At 48.2% G+C, this 23,219-nt stretch carries 15 protein-coding genes; 5 read left to right on the forward strand and 10 right to left on the reverse strand.

Annotated features, from left to right (window positions below; all coding sequences use genetic code 11):
* Window positions 1-61 precede the first annotated feature (61 nt).
* From moaA to ACZ2XM_RS10055, 9 genes are all read right to left on the reverse strand, one after another.
* Window positions 62-1,219 carry a GTP 3',8-cyclase MoaA gene (gene moaA, locus ACZ2XM_RS10015; protein ID WP_490588658.1) on the reverse strand — a complete coding sequence of 386 codons (1,158 nt, stop codon included), beginning with the start codon at window positions 1,217-1,219 and terminating at the stop codon, window positions 62-64.
* 548 nt (window positions 1,220-1,767) lie between these two features.
* Window positions 1,768-3,063 carry a molybdopterin molybdotransferase MoeA gene (locus ACZ2XM_RS10020; RefSeq protein ID WP_490588659.1) on the reverse strand — a complete coding sequence of 432 codons (1,296 nt, stop codon included), beginning with the start codon at window positions 3,061-3,063 and terminating at the stop codon, window positions 1,768-1,770.
* A gap of 206 nt (window positions 3,064-3,269) precedes the next feature.
* Window positions 3,270-4,169 carry a peptidylprolyl isomerase gene (locus ACZ2XM_RS10025; RefSeq protein ID WP_490588805.1) on the reverse strand — a complete coding sequence of 300 codons (900 nt, stop codon included), beginning with the start codon at window positions 4,167-4,169 and terminating at the stop codon, window positions 3,270-3,272.
* 281 nt (window positions 4,170-4,450) lie between these two features.
* Window positions 4,451-5,638, reverse strand: coding sequence for a globin domain-containing protein (locus ACZ2XM_RS10030; protein WP_490588660.1), 1,188 nt, complete (start codon window positions 5,636-5,638; stop codon window positions 4,451-4,453).
* Window positions 5,639-5,909: 271 nt separating this feature from the next.
* On the reverse strand, window positions 5,910-6,635 hold the full coding sequence (narI, locus tag ACZ2XM_RS10035; RefSeq protein WP_490588661.1) for a respiratory nitrate reductase subunit gamma: 726 nt from the start codon (window positions 6,633-6,635) through the stop codon (window positions 5,910-5,912).
* An 11-nt stretch (window positions 6,636-6,646) separates the two neighbouring features.
* Window positions 6,647-7,450 (reverse strand): nitrate reductase molybdenum cofactor assembly chaperone, encoded by an 804-nt coding sequence (gene narJ, locus ACZ2XM_RS10040; protein WP_490588806.1) that lies wholly within the window; start codon window positions 7,448-7,450, stop codon window positions 6,647-6,649.
* A gap of 45 nt (window positions 7,451-7,495) precedes the next feature.
* Complete coding sequence (gene narH, locus ACZ2XM_RS10045; protein WP_490588662.1) at window positions 7,496-9,034, reverse strand: nitrate reductase subunit beta; 1,539 nt, start codon at window positions 9,032-9,034, stop codon at window positions 7,496-7,498.
* A gap of 61 nt (window positions 9,035-9,095) precedes the next feature.
* The gene (locus ACZ2XM_RS10050; protein WP_490588663.1) at window positions 9,096-12,872 is read right to left on the reverse strand and encodes a nitrate reductase subunit alpha; all 3,777 of its coding nucleotides are present in this window, start codon (window positions 12,870-12,872) and stop codon (window positions 9,096-9,098) included.
* A 320-nt stretch (window positions 12,873-13,192) separates the two neighbouring features.
* Entirely contained in the window at window positions 13,193-14,572 is a 1,380-nt protein-coding gene (locus ACZ2XM_RS10055; protein WP_490588664.1) for a NarK family nitrate/nitrite MFS transporter, read from the reverse strand.
* Window positions 14,573-14,981: 409 nt separating this feature from the next.
* On the opposite strand from ACZ2XM_RS10055, the gene ACZ2XM_RS10060 reads away from it, so the two are divergent.
* The 5 genes from ACZ2XM_RS10060 to ACZ2XM_RS10080 all read left to right on the forward strand — a co-directional run bounded on the left by ACZ2XM_RS10060 (window position 14,982) and on the right by ACZ2XM_RS10080 (window position 21,553).
* Window positions 14,982-17,000, forward strand: a complete 2,019-nt coding sequence (locus ACZ2XM_RS10060; RefSeq protein WP_490588665.1) for a type IV pili methyl-accepting chemotaxis transducer N-terminal domain-containing protein — start codon at window positions 14,982-14,984, stop codon at window positions 16,998-17,000.
* A 154-nt stretch (window positions 17,001-17,154) separates the two neighbouring features.
* Window positions 17,155-17,817 carry a two-component system response regulator NarL gene (gene narL / locus ACZ2XM_RS10065; protein WP_201498911.1) on the forward strand — a complete coding sequence of 221 codons (663 nt, stop codon included), beginning with the start codon at window positions 17,155-17,157 and terminating at the stop codon, window positions 17,815-17,817.
* A 284-nt stretch (window positions 17,818-18,101) separates the two neighbouring features.
* A complete protein-coding gene (locus ACZ2XM_RS10070) occupies window positions 18,102-18,707 on the forward strand; it encodes a PepSY domain-containing protein (RefSeq protein ID WP_490588666.1) in 606 nt (201 codons plus the stop codon).
* Between the two features lie 210 nt (window positions 18,708-18,917).
* Entirely contained in the window at window positions 18,918-19,577 is a 660-nt protein-coding gene (locus ACZ2XM_RS10075) for a response regulator (RefSeq protein ID WP_490588667.1), read from the forward strand.
* Between the two features lie 302 nt (window positions 19,578-19,879).
* Window positions 19,880-21,553 (forward strand): sensor histidine kinase, encoded by a 1,674-nt coding sequence (locus ACZ2XM_RS10080; protein WP_490588668.1) that lies wholly within the window; start codon window positions 19,880-19,882, stop codon window positions 21,551-21,553.
* A gap of 132 nt (window positions 21,554-21,685) precedes the next feature.
* Here the strand turns inward: ACZ2XM_RS10080 and ACZ2XM_RS10085 are convergent, their stop codons facing one another.
* Window positions 21,686-23,161: an MFS transporter gene (locus ACZ2XM_RS10085; RefSeq protein WP_490588669.1), complete on the reverse strand. Its 1,476-nt coding sequence runs from the start codon at window positions 23,159-23,161 to the stop codon at window positions 21,686-21,688.
* Window positions 23,162-23,219: the final 58 nt, after the last annotated feature.

Raw genomic sequence — 23,219 nt, forward strand, 5'->3', positions numbered from 1 at the left:
AACTGGGAATAACTTGTATAGCAAGCGTACTAGTACACAATTCCGTTACCTAGCAAGCGCATTAACCCCCAATCATAGAAAGATTGTTCATCATACCGCTATCCGATTCGTGCAAATGATGGTGCTCGGGTTTAATCGGCATAAAGCTCTGTAGCGTCTCAACCAAGCCGGCGACATCGTCTGTCAGCAGGTATTGGCGAATATCGTAATTGCCTTGATCAAATAAACACAGATGCACTCTGCCTTGGCTGCTGACCCGTAGGCGGTTACAGCTGTCACAGAAATGGGCAGCATAGGGGGCAATCATACCAATTCGGCCAACATAATCAGGATGGCTATATTCTATCGCAGGGCCATCGGTGCTGCCACGAACGTGGGTTTGCCAACCGTGTTGTAGCAAATAATTAGTGATAATCGTCGATTGAGCGTGTTGGGCGAAAAAGAGGTCGCTGTTATCACTAGTCTGCATAAATTCGATAAAGCGGTAGGTGATTGGACGCTCTTTGATATACGCCATCGCTGCCATCAAATTATCAAACGCGGTCTGCTCCATTAGGATGCTGTTCATTTTCAACTTGATATTGGTGGTCTCGAGCAGGGTATCCATGTCTCTAAGCAACTGCGGCAAGGTGTCAAAACCGGTCATCTTATGAAAAGTCGCGGGATCAAAGCTGTCTACGCTAATATTCAACTGATTCAGCCCGGCATTCTGCCAATTAGCAAGGTGCTTGCCCAATTTATAGCCATTACTGGTCATCGCTACAGTTTCAATGCCGCCAGTCTGTTTAATCGTATCGATAATCTCGACCACATCGCGACGAATCGACGGCTCACCACCGGTGATACGCACCTTACGGGTACCGACTTGCGCAAAACCGCGAATCAAAGTCGCAATTTCACTAACGCTTAATTCATCGTCAGGACGTTTGCCTTGGTAGCCATTGGGCAGGCAATATTCGCAGCGAAAATTACAGAAGTCGGTGATAGATAGGCGCAAATAAGTCAGACGGCGCGAAAAGCTATCTGTTAATAAAGGCGAGTCAGCCGAGTGCAACTGCACAGGATTTGCAGTCGTATTAGGCGCAGAATGCTTGAGTGTGACATGCTCGCCGGTAGTGGCGGGAGCACTGGGCAATAGGGGGGCAAGAGCAGGGGACTCGTATCCAGCGGGCGGTGAATACAGCTGTGCATTACCGATGGCGCGGGCTTGATAGGTCATAGTTTGGTACCGGTTGTATCCTGAATCCAGGAGTCGTATTTCAAATGCTGTACTTTTAGGCGTTGCCTCAGGTTGTTAGTAGAATGGGTCAAAATAGGGGTGTTAATGAGAGCTAATGGTCAGCCAATTGCAAATTTTTTAACGTAGTCTGTGGCTTTAGCCCAGCAATTATGCAAAACCTGTTTTACTAGCTGGGCTAAAGCCACAGGCTACAGAGCTTGTTGTTAAATTTAGAATAACGTATATAGCTACTAAAAGTGATAAACCTACGGTAATAGCACTATTATGGCAAATTCACCCCAGTTAGCAATTAACCCAATTGATACTACGCTACCACTTTAGTAGTAGTGGCGTCTATAAAAGTGCTTACGCTAACCAGTGTTGTATATGTTTTACGCCTTATAGGCTACTAACCACTATATATAATTGCTAAGAGCATGGCTGTTGATAATTAGGGCAATTTTCCATGAAATATGTAAATAGTACCTAGGTTAATGGGTCATTTATTCACAGTTATTTATTACTAGGCATTTTTTACTAGCTAGTTATTAACGCGACAGCCAAGGGAAAGGTTCTACAGTCACGGTTGACCCTGCAGCAACATTACCACTGTCTTGCTCGAGGACGACAAAGCAATTGGCTTGGCTTAGCTGTTTAATCCGGTGCGACTGCTGGCTGGTAAAGCAATGCACTTGATAGCTGCCGTCATCTGCTTGCGTTAATACGGCGCGTTGATAGTCTTTTCTGCCGGGTGATTTACGGATATCATTGGTCACGGTAGCGGATAGGGTTAAGCGCATCGGTTGTTCCTCAGTGCGTACGCCTGCCATTTGCCATAGTGCCGGAATCACAAACTGTAGGCCGCCGACCACGGTAGAGAGGGGATTGCCCGGCAAGCCAAAGTAGAGCACCGGCTTGGCCAAATCTTGTGTCAGCTCACCAAATACGAAAGGCTTACCCGGCTTCATGGCGACTTTATAATGGTTAATCTTGCCCAGTTGCTCAATCACTGTGGTTAAAAAGTCATAATCGCCTACCGACACGCCAGCCGTAGAAATCAACACGTCACACTCTTGCATAGCGGCATGCACGCGCTCGGTGGTAGCGTCTAACTGATCGGGAATAATGCCGTAATCTTTAATAACGATGGGCAGGTCTGCTAACAGGCTTTTTAGGGTCGGGGTATTAGAATTATAAATCTGCGCGAGACTGTGTAGCTCGCCGCCTAAAGCTACTAGCTCATCTCCGGTTGCGAGCACCCCTACCGTCAAGGGGGTATAGATTTTAACTTCAGCCACCCCTAGATTGGCCAGTAAGCTAATATCAGCCGGGTTTAAGCGTTTGCCGCGGCTTAATACTTGTTCGCCTTGCTCAATCTCTTCGCCTTGCTTGCGGATATTGTCATCGGCGCGCGCGTCTTGACTGAGGATAATCGGATAAGGTTGGGATTTATCGATGCTGTCTCTAATCGACGCAAAGTTAGTATTCTCTTGCATAATCACGGTATTACAAGCGTCAGGGACGACCGCGCCGGTAAAAATACGCACGCCTTGACCTGCTTGTAGACGGCCTACAAAAGGGGAGCCCGCTTGTGATTCGCCAATGATCTCGATACTACTGTCTTGCTTTAAAGTGCTGCCTGTAGCGATAGCATAACCATCCATCGCCGAGACGTTTTGACGCGGCACAGCAAAGGGGGAGGTGACCTCTTCAGCGAGTACCTGATTACGGCTGTCTAATAAGCTGCGGGTCTCAGATGCCCGTTGGCTTACGGGGCAGTCCGTTTGGTTATAGTGCTCGATACGTTGGGTGATCGCGGCTTGTAAGTCTGCAACAGTAATCATAATGCGCCCGTTATTCCTAATTATTCTAAAATAGTCTGGTTGTTCTGGTTGTTTTTATGAGATAGGGAAATAAAAAAGCCGTCCGCATTAAGCATAACACGAGACGGCAAAAGACATTAGTAGAAAGCATGTTAACGAGGATTGCTGCAGGTAGCTGCTAAAAAGTCCCCCGTTATTGGGTTACTAGCCTCATTGGGTTAATAGCCTTAGCCTCTAAAGACGTTTTCCTGAGCTAGTGCCATCTCAATGCCTTCGATATTGGCTTCCTCAGCTAGCGTATAGAGGTAGTCGCATAGGGCATGATGGAAGGCTTGTTGGCTCAATTTATTGGCGATAGCTGGCCGTGCTTGCAAATACTCGAGCTGCTGACCGGCTTGCTTATCCAGCACATCGACGATATGAAAGCCGTAGCGGGTCTCTACTGGGCTTGGTGCTAGACCCGGCTCTAAAGCAAATACCACGCTCTCAAATTCAGGCACAGTTTGCCCTTGCGATAAGATACCTAAATCACCGCCTTGCTCTTTGGAAGGACAAGCTGAATGTTGCTGGGCTAATAAAATAAAATCGGCTTCAGGGTTAGTATTGTTCTGAATCTGCTCGATAAACTCATAAGCCGTCTTTTTCAATTTCAGACGAGCGTCGCCATCTTCTGGCAGGCAGGCGAGCAGGATATGCCGTACTGACATCACTGGTGCGGTCATAAAGCTATTTTTATTTTGCTCATAATAGCGCTCACAAGTGGCATCGTCCGGGGTGGTAGCCTGCACGTTTTTGCTAATCAGGGTTGAGATAGCCTGCTCTTCGTCTTGTTGCCAAGCGGTAGCACCCAACTCGTCATCAGCATGCACGGCCAACTTTAACAGCTCGCGTACGACTAAAGCTTGGGTTGCTAAAAATACGGCGTCTTCTTTGGTGGGGGCCGGATGATACTGTAACTCTTGTGCAATAGCGGTCTTATCGATTTGCTCACCATTAACTGAAACAGTCGGCAGCTCATCACGGCTAGAGGCGATTAAATTGCTGTGGTTGCTGCGCTCTTCTGCCATCGCCTTTTCGATAAATTCTTGATCCGAGTGTTTCTTTTTTAGATCCTGAGTGGTCGGCATAATGCGGATAATTTCACCATCATTACCGGCAGGGCTATGAGCATGCTGGTGCGAATGGTCATGTGTATGTTCAGGCGACTGATCGTGCGAGTGCTGGTGTGAATGGTTGTGCGACTTTTTGCTACCGCAGCCACAACCACCACCGTGGCTATGCGAAGCAGACTCTGAGGTACCCGTCGCTGGGTTATAAGTAGTGACTGTCATAGTGGCGCTCCACTTGAGAACTGAATCAACAGTTCAATAAATACTAAATAAATAAGGGGCTAAGCAGGCTATGCTGATTAGGCGGTCTTTAGGCTCATCTTCGGACCAAAAGGTTCGTAATGCACGGTATCTTCGCCATGTTTTAACGCCAACAAGCCATCAATCATACTGTCCATAAACGCCATCGAGCCACACACATACACATCGGCGGGCTGCGGTAATTCTTTTAACCAAGTCTCATCTAGCAATTGGCCTTCTTCGAAATAGAAGCAATGTTTTTCAACTTGTTGGGCGTCATTTAATAACGCATCGACCCGCTCGGCAAAGGCATGATAATCGCCATTTTGACAAGCGTAAGCCCAAATAATAGGACGCGCTGGATTGGCTTGAATTTGCGCCTCTAACATAGCTAATACTGGCGTCACGCCCACCCCAGCACTAATCAATACAAGCGGCACTTCGTTTTGTTCGATTAATTCTGGCGTTAACACAAAATCACCCGCTGGTGCTGACAGTAAAATGGTATCGCCCACTTCAACATGGTCGTGCAAATGGTTGGACACCAAGCCATGATGGCCATTGCGATTGTCACGGCGGACAGCAAATTGAATGCCTTTATCAGTGCTGGCAGAACACAAGGAATAATGGCGTAAGGCTAAATGCGCGGTATCTTCAGGGTCAGTTTTCACCGTAATATATTGGCCTGCACTCAAGCTCATGGTGCTTAAATCGATAGCTTGTTCAGCATCGGCAGGCTCGACGGTAAAGGCTGCAATATCGGTGCCCGTGATGGTCTTATCGGTCACTTTAAAAGTCGCAAACCCAGACCACATGGCTTTGGCGTACATGTCTTCTTCCACATGAATAAAGACGCCTGCGATATCGTCGTAAGCTTCCGCCCAAGCATTAATAACGTCATCGTTTGCCGCATCACCTAACACTTCTTTAATCGCGCCCAAGATATGCTTGCCTACGATAGGATAGTGCTCAGGAAGAATTTGTAAGGCTCTGTGTTTATGCGCAATTTGCGTGACTTCAGGTAACAGTACTGCCAGTTTCTCTAAATGTTTTGCCGCGGCTAAAACGGTAGACGCTAGCGCAGATTGTTGGCGGCCAAGTTTCTGATTGGTCTCGTTAAAGATATCCAACAGTTCCGGATGCTCAGCAAACATATTCTGATAAAAAATTTCAGTGATTTGATTGCCATGTTCTTCTAGGAAAGGAACGGTAGATTTGACGATTTCAATAGTACGTGGACTGGCCATGGTTTGCCCTTATGGTGAATAGTAAGTGGTTTAATGGAAATTTATAGCTCGGTAACAATGGTTTGTTGAAACCTTATAGCTTGGCGAAAACTTATAGCTTGGTAAAAAAATTAATAACATAATAATTAGGCAAGTCGAGTGCGGTAAAAAAGCGGTTAGGCGGTTGTTGCACTCGGCTGCCGGTTTAGTACCTAGTTAGACGTTTTTACTGATGTTGCCAAGGGTGTTACTGATGGCGTTGCCAATAAATACGGCGCCCTAGGGTCGATAACTACTGCGAAGTTTTCTGTCTAACGATCTGGTAACGGCGACCGAAATACCAGATAGGCGCACTGATGATATGAATCAAGCGTGTAAACGGGAAAATCAGGATTAAGGTAATGCCTAGTGCCATATGCAGCTGATAAATAAGATCGGTTTGCTCAATACGCGCGGCGGCATGCCAAGGGCGTAAAATGGTGATGTCTTGCGCCCAACCGGCAAGGTTCATCATGGTGAGGCCGTCCAAATGATGCATCGAGGTAAAGATAGACATTAAGCCTAGGTTGAGCTGGATAAACAGCAGCACCAAGACTAATTTGTCCGAAAAGCTCGAAGTGTGCGAGATACGATCATCGGTAAAGCGACGCCACAACAGCATGACCAAGCCAATCCAACAAAATACCCCGGCGACGCCACCGACGACCACTGCCATAATTTGTTTATGACCGGCGCTGATAAACGGCTCGTAGATAAAATGTGGCGTAAGCATACCGACCAAATGACCGAGCAAAACCACGATAATACCGACGTGAAATAGATTGCTCGCCCAGCGCATATTTTTGCTACGCAGCATCTGGGAGGAGCCGGTCTTCCACGAGTACTGTGATAAATCGAAGCGTACCCAAGTCCCGACAATCGCAACCACCAAAGCTATGTAGGGGTAGATGCCGAAAGTGAAGATTTGCAGCCAATTGAGGTTGGCCAGGGACTGTACACTAGGGTCTGCAATGTTCATAGCTACGCTCCTTAAGGTTGTTTGGCCGAGAGGGATTGATCAAAGTCGACCCAATGTACGGGGGCCGCCGAAGGGGAGGGTTTATGCTTGCCGGCAGCTGCAGTGGCTGCGCGGTTTTGCGTGCTGGTCTGCGATGGGCAGCGCTCTTCTTGCTGCGCGCCCAAGAAGTCCACGACCTCTTCTTCCCACTCTTTATCCAGTGCTTCCTTGCTGTCATCCCGTTTTTCAGTTTTGATTTGCTCGCGGAACTCGTCGATCACGCTCAACGGTTTGCCGGCTATTTGTAACAGTGCATTAAAGCAACCTTCGTATAAACTGCCGCGGTCTTGCAGGCGAGCGGCCAATAACGCCACGATATGGCTGACATCGGCAATGTCCATACGGATTTGGATATCATCGCCGGTGACGGCTGCTTGATAGGCCAAAAACTCTAAGTACATCGGCAGATAATCGGGCAATTCTTTGACGCCAATCTCGAAGCCGGCTGCTTCGTATTGCCCCATCAAATCGACCATAGCTTGACCGCGGTCTCGCGACTCACCATGCACGTGCTCAAATAACCACAGCGATAGCGAACGGCCGCGCTCAAATAAACCGTCGTAGTGGGCTTGCGCCTCGAGTGAGCCCATCTCTACCAGCTCATCGATTAAGCTAGCGATTTGTTGGCGTACCTCAGGGCTAATTAAAGTCGACTCAAGCACCATTTGCTGACACTGGGCTAAAGTATCGCCGTCGAACAACTCATTAGCCGGGTAGTCGATCAATAGGCTGAGTACTTTAAGCAGTTTGAGGTCAGAGTCGGCAATCGCTGGCATATTTGGTTGCTCATTAATAGCGGGCGTCATCGTTACAGTCGTCATTTAGACCTCCCACTTTTGTACAGTGTCGATAAAGTCGCGACGGTTGGCTTTGCGTTGCCCGAACATATTGCTGTCAGAAGTCCCAGAACAGCCTTCGCCAAAGGTAAAGCCACAGCCATTACGCTCAGCGAAAGCGTCGCTTAAAGCTTCTTCACGGTGCGCGGTTGGGATGACGAAACGGTCTTCGTAGTTGGCAATCGCAAGGTAGCGGTACATCTCTTCCACTTGCAATTTGGTAAGACCGACATCGTCAAGGATGCTTTGCACTTCTTGTTTTTCGACCAACTGCATGCGTTTATAGCTGCGCATCGCTAACAGGCGTTTTAGCGCTAGACGTACTGGGGCTTCGTCACCCGCGGTGAGCATGTTGGCTAAATAACGTAGCGGAATACGCAAGCTATCGACATCAGGGATAAGCCCATCCATACCGACTTTGCCGGCTTCCGCCGCATTTTGAATCGGCGATAGCGGTGGCACATACCACACCATCGGCAAGGTGCGATACTCAGGGTGTAGCGGTAGCGCCAACTGCCAATCCATCGCTAATTTATAGACTGGTGAGCGCTGTGCGGCATCGAGTACCGATTGCGGGATACCGTCGGCAAGGGCTTGCTTGATAACCTCTGGATCGTTCGGGTCTAAGAATAGGTCTAACTGGGCTTGATACAGGTCTTGCTCGTTTGGCGTGCTGGCGGCTTCCGCAATTTTATCGGCGTCATAAAGCAGGACGCCAAGGTAGCGGATACGGCCGACACAAGTCTCTGAACAGACGGTAGGCATACCGGCTTCGATACGTGGGTAGCAGAAAATGCATTTTTCTGATTTGCCAGACTTCCAGTTGTAGTAAATCTTTTTATACGGGCAGCCAGAGATACACATGCGCCAACCGCGGCATTTCTCTTGGTCGATTAGTACGATGCCGTCTTCTTCACGTTTATAGATCGCGCCACTAGGGCAAGAGGCTACGCACGTAGGGTTTAAGCAATGCTCGCACAGACGCGGCAAGTACATCATGAAGGTGTTTTCGTACTCACCGTAGATTTCAGCTTGCACGTTATCGAAGTTTTTATCGCGGCGGCGTTTTTCAAATTCGGAACCGAGAATTTCTTCCCAGTTCGGGCCCCATTCAATCTTTTGCATACGCTTGCCGGTGATGGCAGAGCGCGGGCGGGCGATAGGCTGGTGGTTGCTAATAGGTGCCGTATGTAGATGCTGATAATCGAAATCAAACGGCTCGTAGTAATCGTCAATCTCTGGTAAGTCAGGGTTAGCAAAGATATTCGCCAACACGCGGAACTTGCCGCCGATGCGTGGGTTAATCGTGCCATTGGCGTTGCGAATCCAACCGCCTTTCCATTTATTTTGGTTTTCCCATTCTTTGGGATAGCCGATGCCAGGCTTGGATTCCACGTTATTAAACCAAGCGTATTCCATACCTTCGCGGCTGGTCCAGACGTTTTTACAGGTCACTGAGCAGGTGTGACAACCGATACATTTATCGAGGTTTAGCACCATGCCGACTTGCGAGCGAATTTTCATAGAGTGTGCTCCGAGAGTCATTAAATAGGGGTAGCGTTATCGAGGTCTGACGCAGCAAGGGCTATCTTGCTACGCGCACCTCTTCATCCAAGCTGGTCGGCAAAGGACGCGGTAAGGAATCGTCCGGTTTGTCTTCCAACCAATCAATCTTCGACATCTTGCGGATAACGACAAACTCATCGCGGTTACAGCCGACGGTACCGTAGTAGTTAAAGCCATAAGACTGCTGGGCATAACCCCCAATCATATGGGTAGGCTTTAAGATGGTCCGGGTGACCGAGTTATGGATGCCCCCACGCGTACCGGTCTGCTCAGAGCCTGGGATGTTGACCAGCTTCTCTTGCGCGTGGTACATCATGCACATGCCTTCTTTGACCCGCTGACTGACGATAGAGCGGGCGGTAATCGCGCCGTTTTTATTGAACAGTTCGATCCAGTCGTTGTCTTCGATACCGGCTTTTTGTGCATCGACTTCTGACATCCAAACACAAGGACCACCGCGGCTTAACGTCAGCATCAGCAAGTTTTCTGAATAGGTACTGTGGATGCCCCATTTTTGGTGCGGGGTTAAAAAGTTTAGGACGATTTCAGCATTGCCGTTCGGCTTAGCGTTCTGCATAATCTCCGTGGTTTTGGTATCGATAGGCGGACGGTACTGCTGCATCTGCTCACCAAAAGCTTGCATCCACGGGTGATCTTGGTAAAACTGCTGACGGCCGGTGATGGTGCGCCAAGGAATCAGCTCGTGCACGTTGGTATAACCAGCGTTATAGCTCACTTCATCCGATTCAATACCCGACCACGTTGGGCTCGAGATAATTTTGCGCGGTTGGGCGACGATATCTCTAAAGCGAATCTTTTCGTGCTCGCTAGACTTGGCTAAATGGGTATGGTCGCGACCGGTAAATTTACCCAATGCTGCCCAGCCTTTGACCGCCACATGACCGTTGGTCTCAGGGGCGAGCATCAAGATGGTCTCAGAGGCATCGATACCGGTATCAATACGTGGACGGCCTTCTGAGACGCCAGGTTCGGTGACGCGATAGTTCAAATCACCCAGGTCTTTGACCTCTTTTTTCATGTCCCAATTAAGGCCCTTCGAGCCGTTGCCTAGACTTTCTAGCAAAGGTCCTAGCGAGGTAAATTTGGCATAAGTATTGGGGTAATCACGCTCGACGACTTTAATCATCGGGCAGTTAATTCCGGGCTGCGGACGTACACCTGCAGTTTTCCAATCGGTACCACCAAAAGGCTGCGCTAATTCGCCTGGGCTATCGTGCTGCATCGGTAAAGTCACTACGTCAGTTTCCACGCCAAGGTGACCAACAGAGACGGCAGAGAAGGCTTTGGCAATGCCTTTATAAATTTCCCAATCCGTTTTTGATTCCCAAGCCGGGTCAGTAGCAGCGGTTAGAGGGTGAATAAACGGGTGCATGTCCGAGGTGTTCATATCGTCTTTTTCGTACCATGTTGCCGTCGGTAAAACGATATCGGAATACAGGCAAGTCGAAGACATCCGGAAGTCTAAAGTGACCACCAAATCAATTTTGCCAGTAGGACCTTTTTCGACCCAATCCACTTCTTTAGGTTGCAGACCACCTGCTAGGTTTTCTTCACTAAGCATGCCGTTTTTGGTGCCCAAGAAATAATTGAGCATGTACTCGTGGCCTTTGCCTGACGAGCCTAAAAGGTTCGAGCGCCAGATAAACATGTTGCGCGGGAAGTTGATGGGGTTGTCCGGAGACTCACAAGCAAAGCGTAAATCGCCTTTATGCAACGAGTCGATGACATGCTCTTCGATATCTTTACCGTGCGCTTTCGCCTCGGCGGCAATCGTCAGTGGGTTGCGGCTAAACTGCGGGGCAGAGGGCAACCAACCGGCGCGTTCGGCTTGGATGTTATAGTCGAGCATATGCTCAGGGAAAATATGCTTATTGGCATGCGGCGAGAGGATGTCATGGGCAGAAATAGTCTCATGACGCCACTGCGAGCTATGGCTATAGAAGAAGCTCGTGCCGGCCATTTGGCGTGGTGGACGGTGCCAATCTAGGGCAAAGGCTAAAGGCAACCAACCGGTCTGTGGGCGTAGTTTCTCTTGACCAACATAATGCGCCCAGCCACCGCCAGACTTACCGATACAACCGCATAACATGAGCATGTTGATGACGCCGCGATAGTTCATATCGAGGTGATACCAATGGTTCATACCCGCACCGATGATAATCATCGATTTACCGTGGGTTTTATGAGCGTTTTCAGCAAATTCGCGCCCCACTTGGATGACGCGCTCACGGCTTAAACCCGTAATGACTTCTTGCCAAGCCGGCGTGCCTGGGACGTTAGCATCGTTATAATCGTCAGTGACATGGTCGCCGCCAACGCCATTATCGACGCCTAAATTGGCAACGGTTAAATCGAAGACAGTCGCGACGATAGCCGTAGTACCATCTGCCAATTGTACGGTTTTACAAGGGACATTTTTGATTTGTAAAGCTTCGCCAGGGACCGAGGTGAAGTACGGGTGCTCGGTATGGCCAAAGTAATCGAACGCCACTTGGCTGACTTCACCGCTGTCTTTAAGCGTCAAGGTTAGGTCGATAGCATCACCGGTAGCGCCATCTTTTTGTTCAAGGTTCCAGCGACCATCTTCGCCCCAACGGTAGCCAATTGAGCCTAGCGGTGACACCAACTTGCCGTCATTGTTGAGACCGATGGTTTTCCATTCTGGGTTGTTTTCTTGGCCCAAATCATCGATAAGATCGGAGGCACGTAAATAGCGACCCGGACGGCGCTTGCCTTCTTCACCCTCAAGCATCACTAGGATGGGTAAATCGGTATAACGTTTGGCGTAATCTAAGAAATAGTCGCTCGGCTGCTTAATATAAAACTCTTTGATAATAACGTGACAGAACGCTTGGGCAACGGCGGCATCCGTCCCCTGTTTTGGGTTTAGCCAAAGGTCAGTCAGTTTAGAGATTTCCGCATAATCAGGCGTGATAGAAACGGTCTTAGTGCCTTTGTAGCGGACTTCGGTAAAGAAATGCGCGTCGGGTGTCCGGGTCTGCGGAACGTTCGAGCCCCAAGCAATAATATAGTCGGAGTTATACCAGTCAGCGGATTCTGGGACGTCAGTTTGCTCACCCCAAACCATTGGAGAGGCGGGTGGCAAATCACAATACCAATCGTAGAAGGATAAAGAGACGCCACCAATCAACGATAGATAACGGCTACCGGCAGCATAGCTGACCATCGACATAGCGGGAATTGGTGAGAAGCCGACAATACGATCGGGGCCGTAAGTCTTGGCGGTATAGACGTTACTCGCGGCGATAATTTCATTAACCTCAGCCCATGTGGAGCGGATAAAACCGCCTAGGCCGCGTTTAGATTTATACTGCTCAGCTTTGCTAGGGTCTTCGACAATACTCGCCCAAGCGTGGACCGGGTCGGCATATTGGGCTTTGGCTTCGCGCCATAATTTTAATAGAGGCTTGCGAACTTTGGGATATTTAACCCGGTTGGCCGAGTACATATACCAGCTATAACTGGCGCCACGCGGACAGCCTCTAGGCTCATGGTTCGGTAGGTCAGGACGGGTACGCGGATAGTCGGTCTGCTGAGTTTCCCAAGTGACCAAGCCATTTTTGACATAAATTTTCCACGAGCATGAGCCCGTACAGTTGACCCCGTGGGTGGAGCGGACAATCTTGTCGTACTGCCAGCGGCTGCGATAGACGTTTTCCCAATCGCGGGACTCATCGCGCACTTCGCCATGTCCGTCGGCGAACTCTGCCTGTTTGCGTTTAAAAAAACGAAATTGGTCGAGTAAATGACTCATTTTGCTATCCTTTAATCTTGCCTAATTGATACCTAAGGGGTACTTAGAGCTGGGCGTAGCACGGGTGAAACGGGCCGTCTATGCGTGCAAGCAGTAAATATCATTGCGGTAATCGTAGTTTAGAGAAGGGCTAGCGGGCTGCCTATTGGCTAAGATGGGCAGGTCGCTACCCCTTTAGTAGTACTGAGGTATTGGCTAGAGGCTTATTCATTCAGCAGATATTGATTAAAATTTAGGTAACTAGCTTTAATTAACCAAGCTGGCATTAACCTACATTTATTACGAGCTTTAATTAGCCTGCTGGTATGAACCGGCTTTAATTAACAATGATATTCCGCATCAGCCCGGCTGTAGTACCACCAAGTAAGCGCGATACAGAGCACATAAAAGACAATCAAGGCGATAAAGGTGCCATTGACGCCTAAGCTTGAGCCAAACATTTTGGGTACAAAGAAGGCTCCGTAAGCGGCGATGGCGGAGGTGAACCCCACCACAGCAGCAGACTCTTTACGAATTTCAATGAACAAGTCTTCTTGACCGATTTTTTCAGGGGATAGGCGCTCGTGCATTGATCTGAAAATTACTGGAATCATGCGGAAGGTCGAGCCGTTACCAATACCAGTAGTAATGAACAGCACCATAAAGGAGATGAAATAGCCGATGAAATTGCCTTCATGAGTAGCGCTGGGTAAGAAATACATCACGGCTAATACGGCGAGTACCATCACGATATAGTTCCAAAAGGTCACGCGAGCGCCGCCCAATTTGTCCGCAATCCAACCGCCAAAAGGACGGAATAGCGCGCCGACTAGAGGGCCTAAAAAGGCTACCAATAGGGCATCGATATGCGGGAAGGAGTTTTTGATGAGCATGGGAAAGGCCGCGGAGAAACCAATAAACGAGCCAAAAGTCGCCATGTATAAGATGCACATGATCCAGTTATGCTTGCGCTTAAAGATGATGGCTTGGTCTTTAAAGGAGGCTTTGGCAGAAGAGATATCGTTCATGCCAATCCAAGCTACGATGGAGACGATAATAATGAAAGGCACCCAAATAAAGCCGGCATTTTGTAAATATAAAGCCTTGCCCGCTGCCGTGATTTGCGGCCCACCGGCTAAAGCGCCAAAGACGCCAAATAGGATGACGTTGGGGATGACAAACTGCATTACGGACACGCCTAAGTTGCCCAGACCTGCGTTCAGTCCTAGCGCGGTGCCTTGTTTCGCCTTAGGATAAAAGAAAGAAATATTCGACATCGATGAGGCAAAGTTACCGCCGCCTAAGCCGCAAAGTAGGGCGATGATGACGAAGACGCTATAGGAGGTACTGGCATCCTGAACGGCAAAGCCCATCCATAATGCCGGAATAAGTAGGGTCGCCGTCGAGATAGCGGTCCAGCGGCGTCCGCCAAAAATCGGTACCATAAAGGAGTAGAAAATACGCAGGGTCGCACCCGATAATCCAGGCAGGGCGGCTAACCAAAACAATTGGTTTTGATCAAAGGTAAAGCCGATATCGGGCAAGCGTACAATGACGGTGCTCCAGACCATCCATACCGCAAAAGCGAGGAGGAGCGCAGGGATAGAGATCCACAAGTTGCGATTGGCCGCTTGCTTACCGCCACCGTGCCAAAACTCCTTAATCTCAGGACGCCAGTCGGTGATAATTTTACCTCCCTTAAGACTGTCCTTATACGGCATATCAACCTCTCTTAGTTATTTCAGTGAATGGGGCTAATGGTCAGGTTTACTGCACAGCTCTATAAGGTTGCACCCACTTTTTTAGGGTATTTTTTGCGTGGATTTATAGAGGGGTTTAGATAGGTAGTGCCAGTAAAAGCTGACAATTCACAGTACCGCGTTGCCGGGTTGCTGCCTATTAGTACAAGGGTGTAGCGGAATACGCTGAAGAGGTAGCGGCGGCTACTCATTGCTGACTACTGCTTTAGAGGTATGGTCATGATAAAAAGGTTGGTGATACAGTATAGTAGGAGGCTGTCTCCACAATGTTTTTAAGGGTCAAGGCTGTGCTTTCTACCCTTTATACTTTTATAGATTATCTTATAATTTCTCTTGTAAATGGCTACTGACCACGGGATAACGCGCTGCGATGATCCGAAATATCTTGCCCCATTCTCTACCGATTCGTGCTGGTATTGCTATCGTCGCGATTACCATTTTGTGGCTGACCTCCACCTTTAGTAGTGGGCTCTTAGCTTGGGTATCGGAATCCGACGCCGAGGCTATCAACGTTGCCGGATCGCTGAGGATGGCGACTTATCGCATCAACTATGTGATGCAAGATCAGCAGATAGTCGAGCCAGGAGCCAAGCCGCAAGACGAGGTTAATACTAGGGCAGAGGTTAATAATAAGAGTGAGGTTAATACTGAGAAGCTAGCGGCCTTAGTAGCGGATATGGAGACGCGCCTCGAGACCCTCCGTGACTATCAACAGACTGGCAGTAACCCGCAAGAGGCGATCAATCAGCAGTTGGCACAAATAGAAAAACAATGGCGAGAGTATTTAAAGCCGGCATTGATCACGCAGGATAGCCGAGAGTTTTATCGATCTTCGCTGCAATATATCGATAACGTGGACAACTTCGTCAGTCAGCTGCAATACCGCAATGAAAAACGTCAAAATATGCAGCAGATGATTCAAGTAGTGTCATTGATATTGGCCATCATTATTATGCTCATCGGTATGAGCGAGCTGCGTCGCAACGTGTTGAGACCGGTACAGAAGTTGATTGACGCGAACAAGCGCTTTAAACAGGGGAAGTTGGATACGAGCGTGACAATTCACGGCTACAAAGAATTTCAAGATTTAGGCAGCTCGTTTAATGACATGGCGCGAACGATTGAAACCCACCAGCGCTCGCTAGAGACGGAGGTGCGGGTTAAGACCCAGCATCTGGTCAAGGCCAACCAAGCGTTATCCCTACTATATGACTTTGCCCAACACCTAACGACCAGCCAAGTGAGCCTGCATAAACTCGATAGTTTAATTGCGGATTTCGGGGAGATATTGCCGTACTTGGACTTTACTTTATGTATTCAAAATGAGGTGTTAAGCAACCAAGACTCGATCGCGCTCCATGGTAATGAGATGCAGGAGCTATGCTCTAAGCTGGCTTGCGAGGGCTGCTCTATCAAAAATCACATCTATACCAAATCCTATCCTATCGCCCAACAGAAAACTCAGTTTGGCGAGTTGCGCGTCACGCCAAAACCTAAAGATATGGTCAGTGCAGCGGTGGGCGTGTCCTTGTTTGAGGAAGGGGCATTATCCTCACAACGGATTCAAACAGTGGAATCTAGAGTCAGCGCAGTGATGGAAGAAAACCATGAGCTGATTATCGCTTTGACCAACTTGATTAGCACGGCGCTATCGATGCGCAAACAACGCCAACAAGAGCATCAGCTGATTCTGTTTGAGGAGCGCTCTACGATGGCGCGCGAGCTGCACGATTCGCTAGCGCAGTCGCTGTCTTATCTAAAAATTCAGGTGAGTATGCTCGAGAAACACTTGGGCCAATTGACGGCTGAAGAGTTGACCATCCCTGCCACGCTAAATGCTGCGCCGGTGGATAAGGCACCCGATATTCGCCAAGCTATTGGTCAGATTAAAACTGGGCTAAACGCTGCCTACCAAGAGTTGCGCGAGCTGTTGGTCACCTTTCGCCTCACTATTAATAACGACAGCTTTGATGAAGCCTTGCACGAAGCGGCCAACGAGTTTGCGCTCAGAGGAAGCTTTGCCGTGAGTGTGGATAATAAGGTTATGTCGCTGGGGTTAAGCGCTGCCGAGCAAGTTGATTTGATTCAGATTGCCAGAGAGGCCTTAGCGAATGTCAGCCGGCATGCGCAGGCACAAAATGTCACGGTGAGCTTGGGCTACGATAAGGACCAAACCCAAATTATTATGAGCATCGTTGATGATGGGATTGGCATCCGTGATAGCGGCAGTGTGGACCAGACCCAGCATCATGGCCTGATGATTATGAAAGAGCGCGCGCATAACTTGAGTGGGACTTTTTCGGTGAAACGGAATACGCCGAAGGGGACGCTAGTGACCGTGGTGTTCTGCCCAGACTTCTTTGCAAAAGCTAGCCATAAAGATGCCTAAATAGCTTTGATAAAAATTTAATCAACCCTAACCAGACAGCTTATAGAGCGCATTTATTTGCGACGAGATTTAGCCCTTATTTAAAGAGCAGCTAGGATAAGTAGGGTCGCTAGGGCTTAGTTAATTATTTTTGATATTAATCAGTGAGAGTATTATGAGTATCAGCGTATATACCAGCGCCTCGCCCGCCAAACTATTATTGGTGGATGATCACCCGATGTTGCGCCGCGGTATGGCGGATTTGCTAAATCTAGAGTCGGATGTGTGCGTGGTAGCACAAGCGGGCGATGGGCAAGAGGCGCTCGATTACTTGCGAGACCATGAGGTCGATTTGGTGGTGCTCGATCACCATATGCCGGTCCTCACCGGGATTGAAACCTTAAAAGAAATCAAAGCGCGTGATATTGATGCCAAAATTCTGCTATTTACCGTATCGGATAGCGGTGACGATGTGCAAGAGGCGCTTAAATTAGGGGTCGATGGCTATTTGCTAAAAGACATGGAGCCGGAGCAAATCATCGTGGATATTCGCAAAATATTACGTGGAGAATTGGTGATTAGTCCCAGTCTAGCGCCCATCTTAGCGCGGGCATTGCGGACGCCTAGCATCGATGATATCGCGGGAAATCTGACCGAGCGTGAGCTGCAAGTGATTCAGATGATTGCTGAAGGCTTTAGTAATAAAATGATAGGCAATAAATTGGGCATTGCTGAGTCAACGGTCAAAGTCCACGTCAAACATATCTTAAATAAAACTGGCTTACGTACGCGCGTAGAGGCCGCGGTATGGACTGTGAACCATCTAACCCATAAATAGGATGTTGCTTATCAGCTAGTATTTGCCACCCTGTTAGTTGTTCCCAAGCCGTTTATTCTTATTAATAGAATAAGCGGTTTTTTATGGCCTATAGAAAGATTAGTGTGAAGACGTCTGTGCAAAAGCGGTTAGCCGCTAGCAATGATAATGCGCCACTAGCAATTATTGTCAATATTACACTTGCTAACTTATTGCTAAATCTACGCTAAGGTTCTCCTATGTTTCGAGTTGTATGATAGCTACATACCCAAAATATTATTCGATACACCCTTAGGAGTCCTACCATGAAAAAGTTATCTAAATTAAGCAAATCCGCTATCATCGCCCTTAGCCTCGTTGGTATAAGCATGGCTGGTGTTGGTACCGCCGCCGTTGCTGCTGGCCAAGCTGGAAATACTACTGCTCCACTAAGTGTAATTAAACAAGACCATAAAGTCAGTGATGCAGTGGCTATTGCCCAAAGTAAACTAACCTTAGCGCAGGCTATTGCTATTGCACAAAAAACGGTTAAAGGTAATGTGGTTAGCGCCGAATTCGACCAAGAAGACCATGGGGCTAGCAGCGAGTTTGAGGTCAAACTGGTCAAAGGCGATACTGAGTATGAGATCAAAATTGATGCCAGTACGGGTAAAGTAACTAAGGCTGAGCAAGAGCGTATGGATGCTGATGACTTAGCAGACTATAAAACCATGCAACAGGCGAAGGTCAGCTTAAATCAAGCTATGCAAATCGCTACGCAAAAGTATCCTGGCAAACTGTTAGAGGCCGAGTTTGATATGGAAAAGGGACAGGCGGTTTACAAGATTAGGATAGCCCAAGGCATACAAGTACAAAAAGTGGTGATTGATGCTAATACCGGCAAAATCATCGCTACCAAAACGAAGTCTTAAGCTGTAATGATGGTTTTAATGGCTACCTTGTCGCTTAGTAGTTAAAGCTAGCATGACTTAGAATTAACCTAGCCAGCCGATACTATAGTGTCGGTTGGCTGCACGACTTTATTAATAAAATCAGAGATTTTTAAGCAAAATATAAAATGAATCATAAGCGGCTTATTAAATTAAAATAAACTCAACCTATAATTATAATAAGGACAAGCTATGCGCGTACTGGTAGTAGAAGACGACTTAATGATTGGCGAAAGCTTGAGCGAGGCGCTGCAAGACGAAGCCTATACCGTCGATTGGGTGAAAGATGGTCGCCAAGCCATCCTTACGTTACGCGTGCAACCTTACGATATTATCTTATTAGATTTGGGCTTGCCTGAGATTGATGGTATGGGCGTATTGACAGCTATGCGTGCTGCCAAAATTACCACACCAGTATTAATTTTGACCGCCCGTGATGAGGTAAAAGACCGTATTGCTGGGCTAGATTCAGGGGCGGATGATTATGTAGTCAAACCTTTTGAGTTGGGCGAAGTGTTTGCGCGGATGCGGGTGTTGATCCGTCGGGCACAGGGCAAAGCGGACAACCATATCGTCGTGGGCAATCTAAGTTTGGATACGGCTCAGAAACGGGTCATGATGGCGGAGCAGCCGGTCGATTTGACTGCCAAAGAATATATGCTGCTGACCACCTTTATGCTCGCGCCAGAAAAAGTGATGTCTAAGTCTGAGTTGGAAGACTCGCTATACGGTTGGGGCGGGGAAGTGGAGAGTAATGCGATTGAATTTCTCATCCATAGCCTGCGTAAAAAGGTCGGGCAAGAGCGGATTAAAAACGTGCGCGGGCTTGGCTGGTATATTAGTCAGGCTTGATGATGGCTTGCGCTATTTTTTGGTTGCTTCTTCATTAGGTTAATTCCTTCTACTAAGCTAAGCGTCCTTATTACCACTGCTTATAGTCAAGCCTGCTTAAAACTGGCACATAGCGAGTCACTGATATAAGTTTTCTGGCTAGAAGTCATAAGATGACTGAGGCAGGCGCAAACTTATACCAGTGACTCTGTACCCAATCTTGAGTGGACTACCTATATCAGGTGTTGGATTTGTTTTTAAATCACCTTCACATTATTTCTAATCGTTGCTAATTGCTCCATTACCCTTAATAGACCGTCACTATGATTAAGACCCGCCCCGTATTTAAGTCACTACAGTTTCAGCTGATTTTTTGGTCACTGTTACCGTTACTGCTCTTGGCAGTAGCGGCGGGTGGCTATGGGTTCTGGTATAACTATAATGAGGTCAATGACTTTCAAGACGACAACCTAAAAAGTGTGGCGAAGGTATTGGTACAGACGTTAGAGGCGCAAGGAGAGGGCCAAATAGCTAGCGCTGATGTTTTTCGAGACAGACATTTTAATACCGACGATGATGATGGCGATATCAGTGTCGATATTATTGCGCTGACGGATACAGCACCAATGGTTGGCTTCGTCAATCAAGAGTCAGGTGAGGGGGTTAAGGCAAATAGGGACAGCCATCATGGTAAGGAAGAGGAGGAGGCTAAGATTACGTTAGCGTCACTGGCAAGCATTCCCAAAGGTATCAGCACCCAGCGTATAGACGACCATACTTGGCGGGTATATCGACTTAATAGCTTGGATGTTAATGACGATATTGACCGCGCTATTATCGTAAGACAACGCACTGAATTTCGCGATGACTTGGCGCAGTCGAGTGCTTGGCAGTCCTTTTTACCACTGACCTTGGCTATGGCGTTATTAACCCTACTATTGCCCTTTATCATGTGGCGGATGTTTAAGCCGGTACGACAATTACACCAAGAGATTAATGCACGGCAAGAGAGTGATTTAGCGCCTTTAGCGAGCGATAACCTACCGACCGAATTGCTACCGTTAGTGGCATCGCTCAATCGACTGTTAGCGTTGGCAAAAACCCATATTGAGCGGCAACAGCGCTTTATTGCGGATGCAGCACACGAGTTACGCTCACCGCTGACAGCGACGTCCTTACAATTACAACGCCTGCAACGGCTACCGCAGGATGAGACCATGGCAGCAGGTTTAGACAAGCTGGCGCTGCGGTTAAAACGCAACCAACAACTGGTCGAACAACTGCTAACTTTAGCGCGGGCAGGCAACGTCAATAGTGTCAGCGAACTGGTAGCTATCAGACCTATTATTGAGCAAGCGGTCGGGTTGCTAGTGCCTATTGCCGACCATCAGCAGATTGAGTTAAGCGTTGAGCTACAGACAGAAGGTCAAGTGCATGCCGATGCGACCTCGTTATTGTTATTAATTAAAAACCTGCTGCAAAATGCAATCGTCTATACTCCGGCAGGCGGGCAGGTGGCGGTGAAGCTTTGGCGATTAGCAGAAGGTCAGCGTGTGCATGACGCCGCGTTTGGTACTCAGGTTATTGCTACCCATCAAAGCCGTCAGCAAAGCCATCAGCAACGGCTAGCCGCTCCGAGCCGTTTGGTTTTACAAGTGATGGATTCCGGTCCAGGGATTGACCCTGCAGATTATGAGCGGGTCTTTGAGCCGTTTGTGCGGCTTAGTCAACGGTCGCAAGCCACGGATACACCTATGACTGGCACGACCATCACCGCACGTTCTGACAGTGCGGCCAAAACCATAGCTATAGACGGCACCGGATTGGGGTTATCTATAGTTAAGTCTATTTGTGAGCAGGCGGGTATCGCGGTGTTTTTATCGCGGTCGCCGTTGGTTAACGAGACTTCTATTATTGAGCCTGCTATTAACGACCCCTCTATTAATCAAACGGGTCACAGCGCTCAGCAAGGTCTATGTGTAACGCTAGTATTTTAGTAATGAAAATAACCCAAAAAAAAGGCCACTTTTATTAATTAGCAGTGGCCTTTTTTATATGAACGATTTTTGGTTAATAAGTTTTTGGTTAATTAATATTTGGGTAATGATTTTTTATTTAAGAAAAGGAAGCTACTTTTTCTCTGCCAGCATCCTATCAACCGAAGACATAGTATATTCCTCACCAAAAGCATCAGCAGGCTCTTGTAGCCAGACATAGCAGACCAACCAAGCGATAAAGGCACCGGCAGCAATGACATAAAAGAACTGGTTGGGCTCGACGAAGGTGAATAGGAACAGATAAAAAACTGCGCCCACGTTGCCATAAGCGCCAGTCATGCCTGAGATTTGCCCCGTTAAGCGGCGTTTAATCGAAGGGATTACCCCAAACGTAGCGCCTTCCGCACCCTGAACAAACACCGAGCAGATAATGGTGATACAAACGGCGAAGAATAGCGGCCACGACTCGTTTAGCATGCCCATCGCTACAAAGCCCAAGCCAATGCCAAACATATACACCAGCATGACTTTACGACGACTGCCGACCCGGTCAGAGATATAGCCGCCGAGCGGGCGTGCCCATAGATTCACAAAGGCAAAGGTAGAGGCAATCAGACCGGCTGAGGTGGCGTCTAACTTCCAGGTTCCTTGGAAGAACATCGGCAGCATGGAAACCACTGCCAACTCTGCGCCAAAGTTGGCAAAGTAGGAGACGTTAAGGGCAGCTACCGAGCTAAAAGAATATTTATCATCCTCGGGAATGCCGGCTTTGATAATAGGAATATTCACGCTAAGGGCTTTATAAATTTGATAAATCACCATCACGGCGATAGCGCCATAACAGCCCCAAGCGCCGGTCTCGCTTAAAAACCCCATACTTTGTGTGCGATACACCAACACCGAGAGGATGCCGTATAACGGAATGATAAACAGGCAATATAACCACAAGTCGCGCCATGTGGAGACTTCTAGCGCACCCGATTTGCGCGATTTTTTATGGGTATCAGCCGTCGGACCATCGGTCACTAAAAACCAATACGCCACCCCGTAAATCGCCATAATTAACCCTGACGCAGCAATAGCCCAACGCCAACCATCATCGCCACCAAAGAATTGTAGCGCCACCGTCGGAATAGTAATGGCAGCTGCGGCGGAACCAAAGTTACCCCAACCGGCATAAAACCCTTCGGCAAAGCCAATATCTTTGGGCTTAAACCACAAGGTCGTCATATGAATCCCGACCACAAAACCCGCGCCGACAATAGACATAAACAGTCGTGAGACAAACAATTGGGTAGCGGAGTTGCCAAAGGCAAAGAACCAAGTGGGGATAGCCATGACAACCATCAATACGGAAAACACGCGGCGGGGACCAAAACGGTCTAGTGCCATGCCGACGACCACCCGCCCCGGAATCGTCAAAGCGACGTTGGCAATCAAAAATAGCTTGATGTGTTCAGGGGTAAGATAGCTCTCCGCCGCCAACATGGACGAGGCGAGCGGCGCCATATTAAACCAAACGTAAAAGGTCAGAAAAAAAGCAATCCACGTATAGTGCAGCGCTCTAATCTCACGACGTTCCATCTCTAGCAGCTCTTTGGCGTGCATAATTTACCTTCTCTTCAAGCGACATTAGCGTCGCAATAACTGGCTAAGATATAAGCGT

It is taken from the genome of Psychrobacter sp. CoH-33_TS_01, assembly GCF_058189395.1.

Excerpts from the sequence above, each read along its gene's own strand:
- moaA (WP_490588658.1), bottom strand. The coding sequence starts at position 1,219 with ATGACCTATCAAGCCCGCGCCATCGGTAATGCACAGCTGTATTCACCG.
- ACZ2XM_RS10020 (WP_490588659.1), bottom strand. The coding sequence starts at position 3,063 with ATGATTACTGTTGCAGACTTACAAGCCGCGATCACCCAACGTATCGAG.
- ACZ2XM_RS10025 (WP_490588805.1), bottom strand. The coding sequence starts at position 4,169 with ATGCCGACCACTCAGGATCTAAAAAAGAAACACTCGGATCAAGAATTT.
- ACZ2XM_RS10030 (WP_490588660.1), bottom strand. The coding sequence starts at position 5,638 with ATGGCCAGTCCACGTACTATTGAAATCGTCAAATCTACCGTTCCTTTC.
- narI (WP_490588661.1), bottom strand. The coding sequence starts at position 6,635 with ATGAACATTGCAGACCCTAGTGTACAGTCCCTGGCCAACCTCAATTGG.
- narJ (WP_490588806.1), bottom strand. The coding sequence starts at position 7,450 with ATGCCAGCGATTGCCGACTCTGACCTCAAACTGCTTAAAGTACTCAGC.
- narH (WP_490588662.1), bottom strand. The coding sequence starts at position 9,034 with ATGAAAATTCGCTCGCAAGTCGGCATGGTGCTAAACCTCGATAAATGT.
- ACZ2XM_RS10050 (WP_490588663.1), bottom strand. The coding sequence starts at position 12,872 with ATGAGTCATTTACTCGACCAATTTCGTTTTTTTAAACGCAAACAGGCA.
- ACZ2XM_RS10055 (WP_490588664.1), bottom strand. The coding sequence starts at position 14,572 with ATGCCGTATAAGGACAGTCTTAAGGGAGGTAAAATTATCACCGACTGG.
- ACZ2XM_RS10060 (WP_490588665.1), top strand. The coding sequence starts at position 14,982 with ATGATCCGAAATATCTTGCCCCATTCTCTACCGATTCGTGCTGGTATT.
- narL (WP_201498911.1), top strand. The coding sequence starts at position 17,155 with ATGAGTATCAGCGTATATACCAGCGCCTCGCCCGCCAAACTATTATTG.
- ACZ2XM_RS10070 (WP_490588666.1), top strand. The coding sequence starts at position 18,102 with ATGAAAAAGTTATCTAAATTAAGCAAATCCGCTATCATCGCCCTTAGC.
- ACZ2XM_RS10075 (WP_490588667.1), top strand. The coding sequence starts at position 18,918 with ATGCGCGTACTGGTAGTAGAAGACGACTTAATGATTGGCGAAAGCTTG.
- ACZ2XM_RS10080 (WP_490588668.1), top strand. The coding sequence starts at position 19,880 with ATGATTAAGACCCGCCCCGTATTTAAGTCACTACAGTTTCAGCTGATT.
- ACZ2XM_RS10085 (WP_490588669.1), bottom strand. The coding sequence starts at position 23,161 with ATGCACGCCAAAGAGCTGCTAGAGATGGAACGTCGTGAGATTAGAGCG.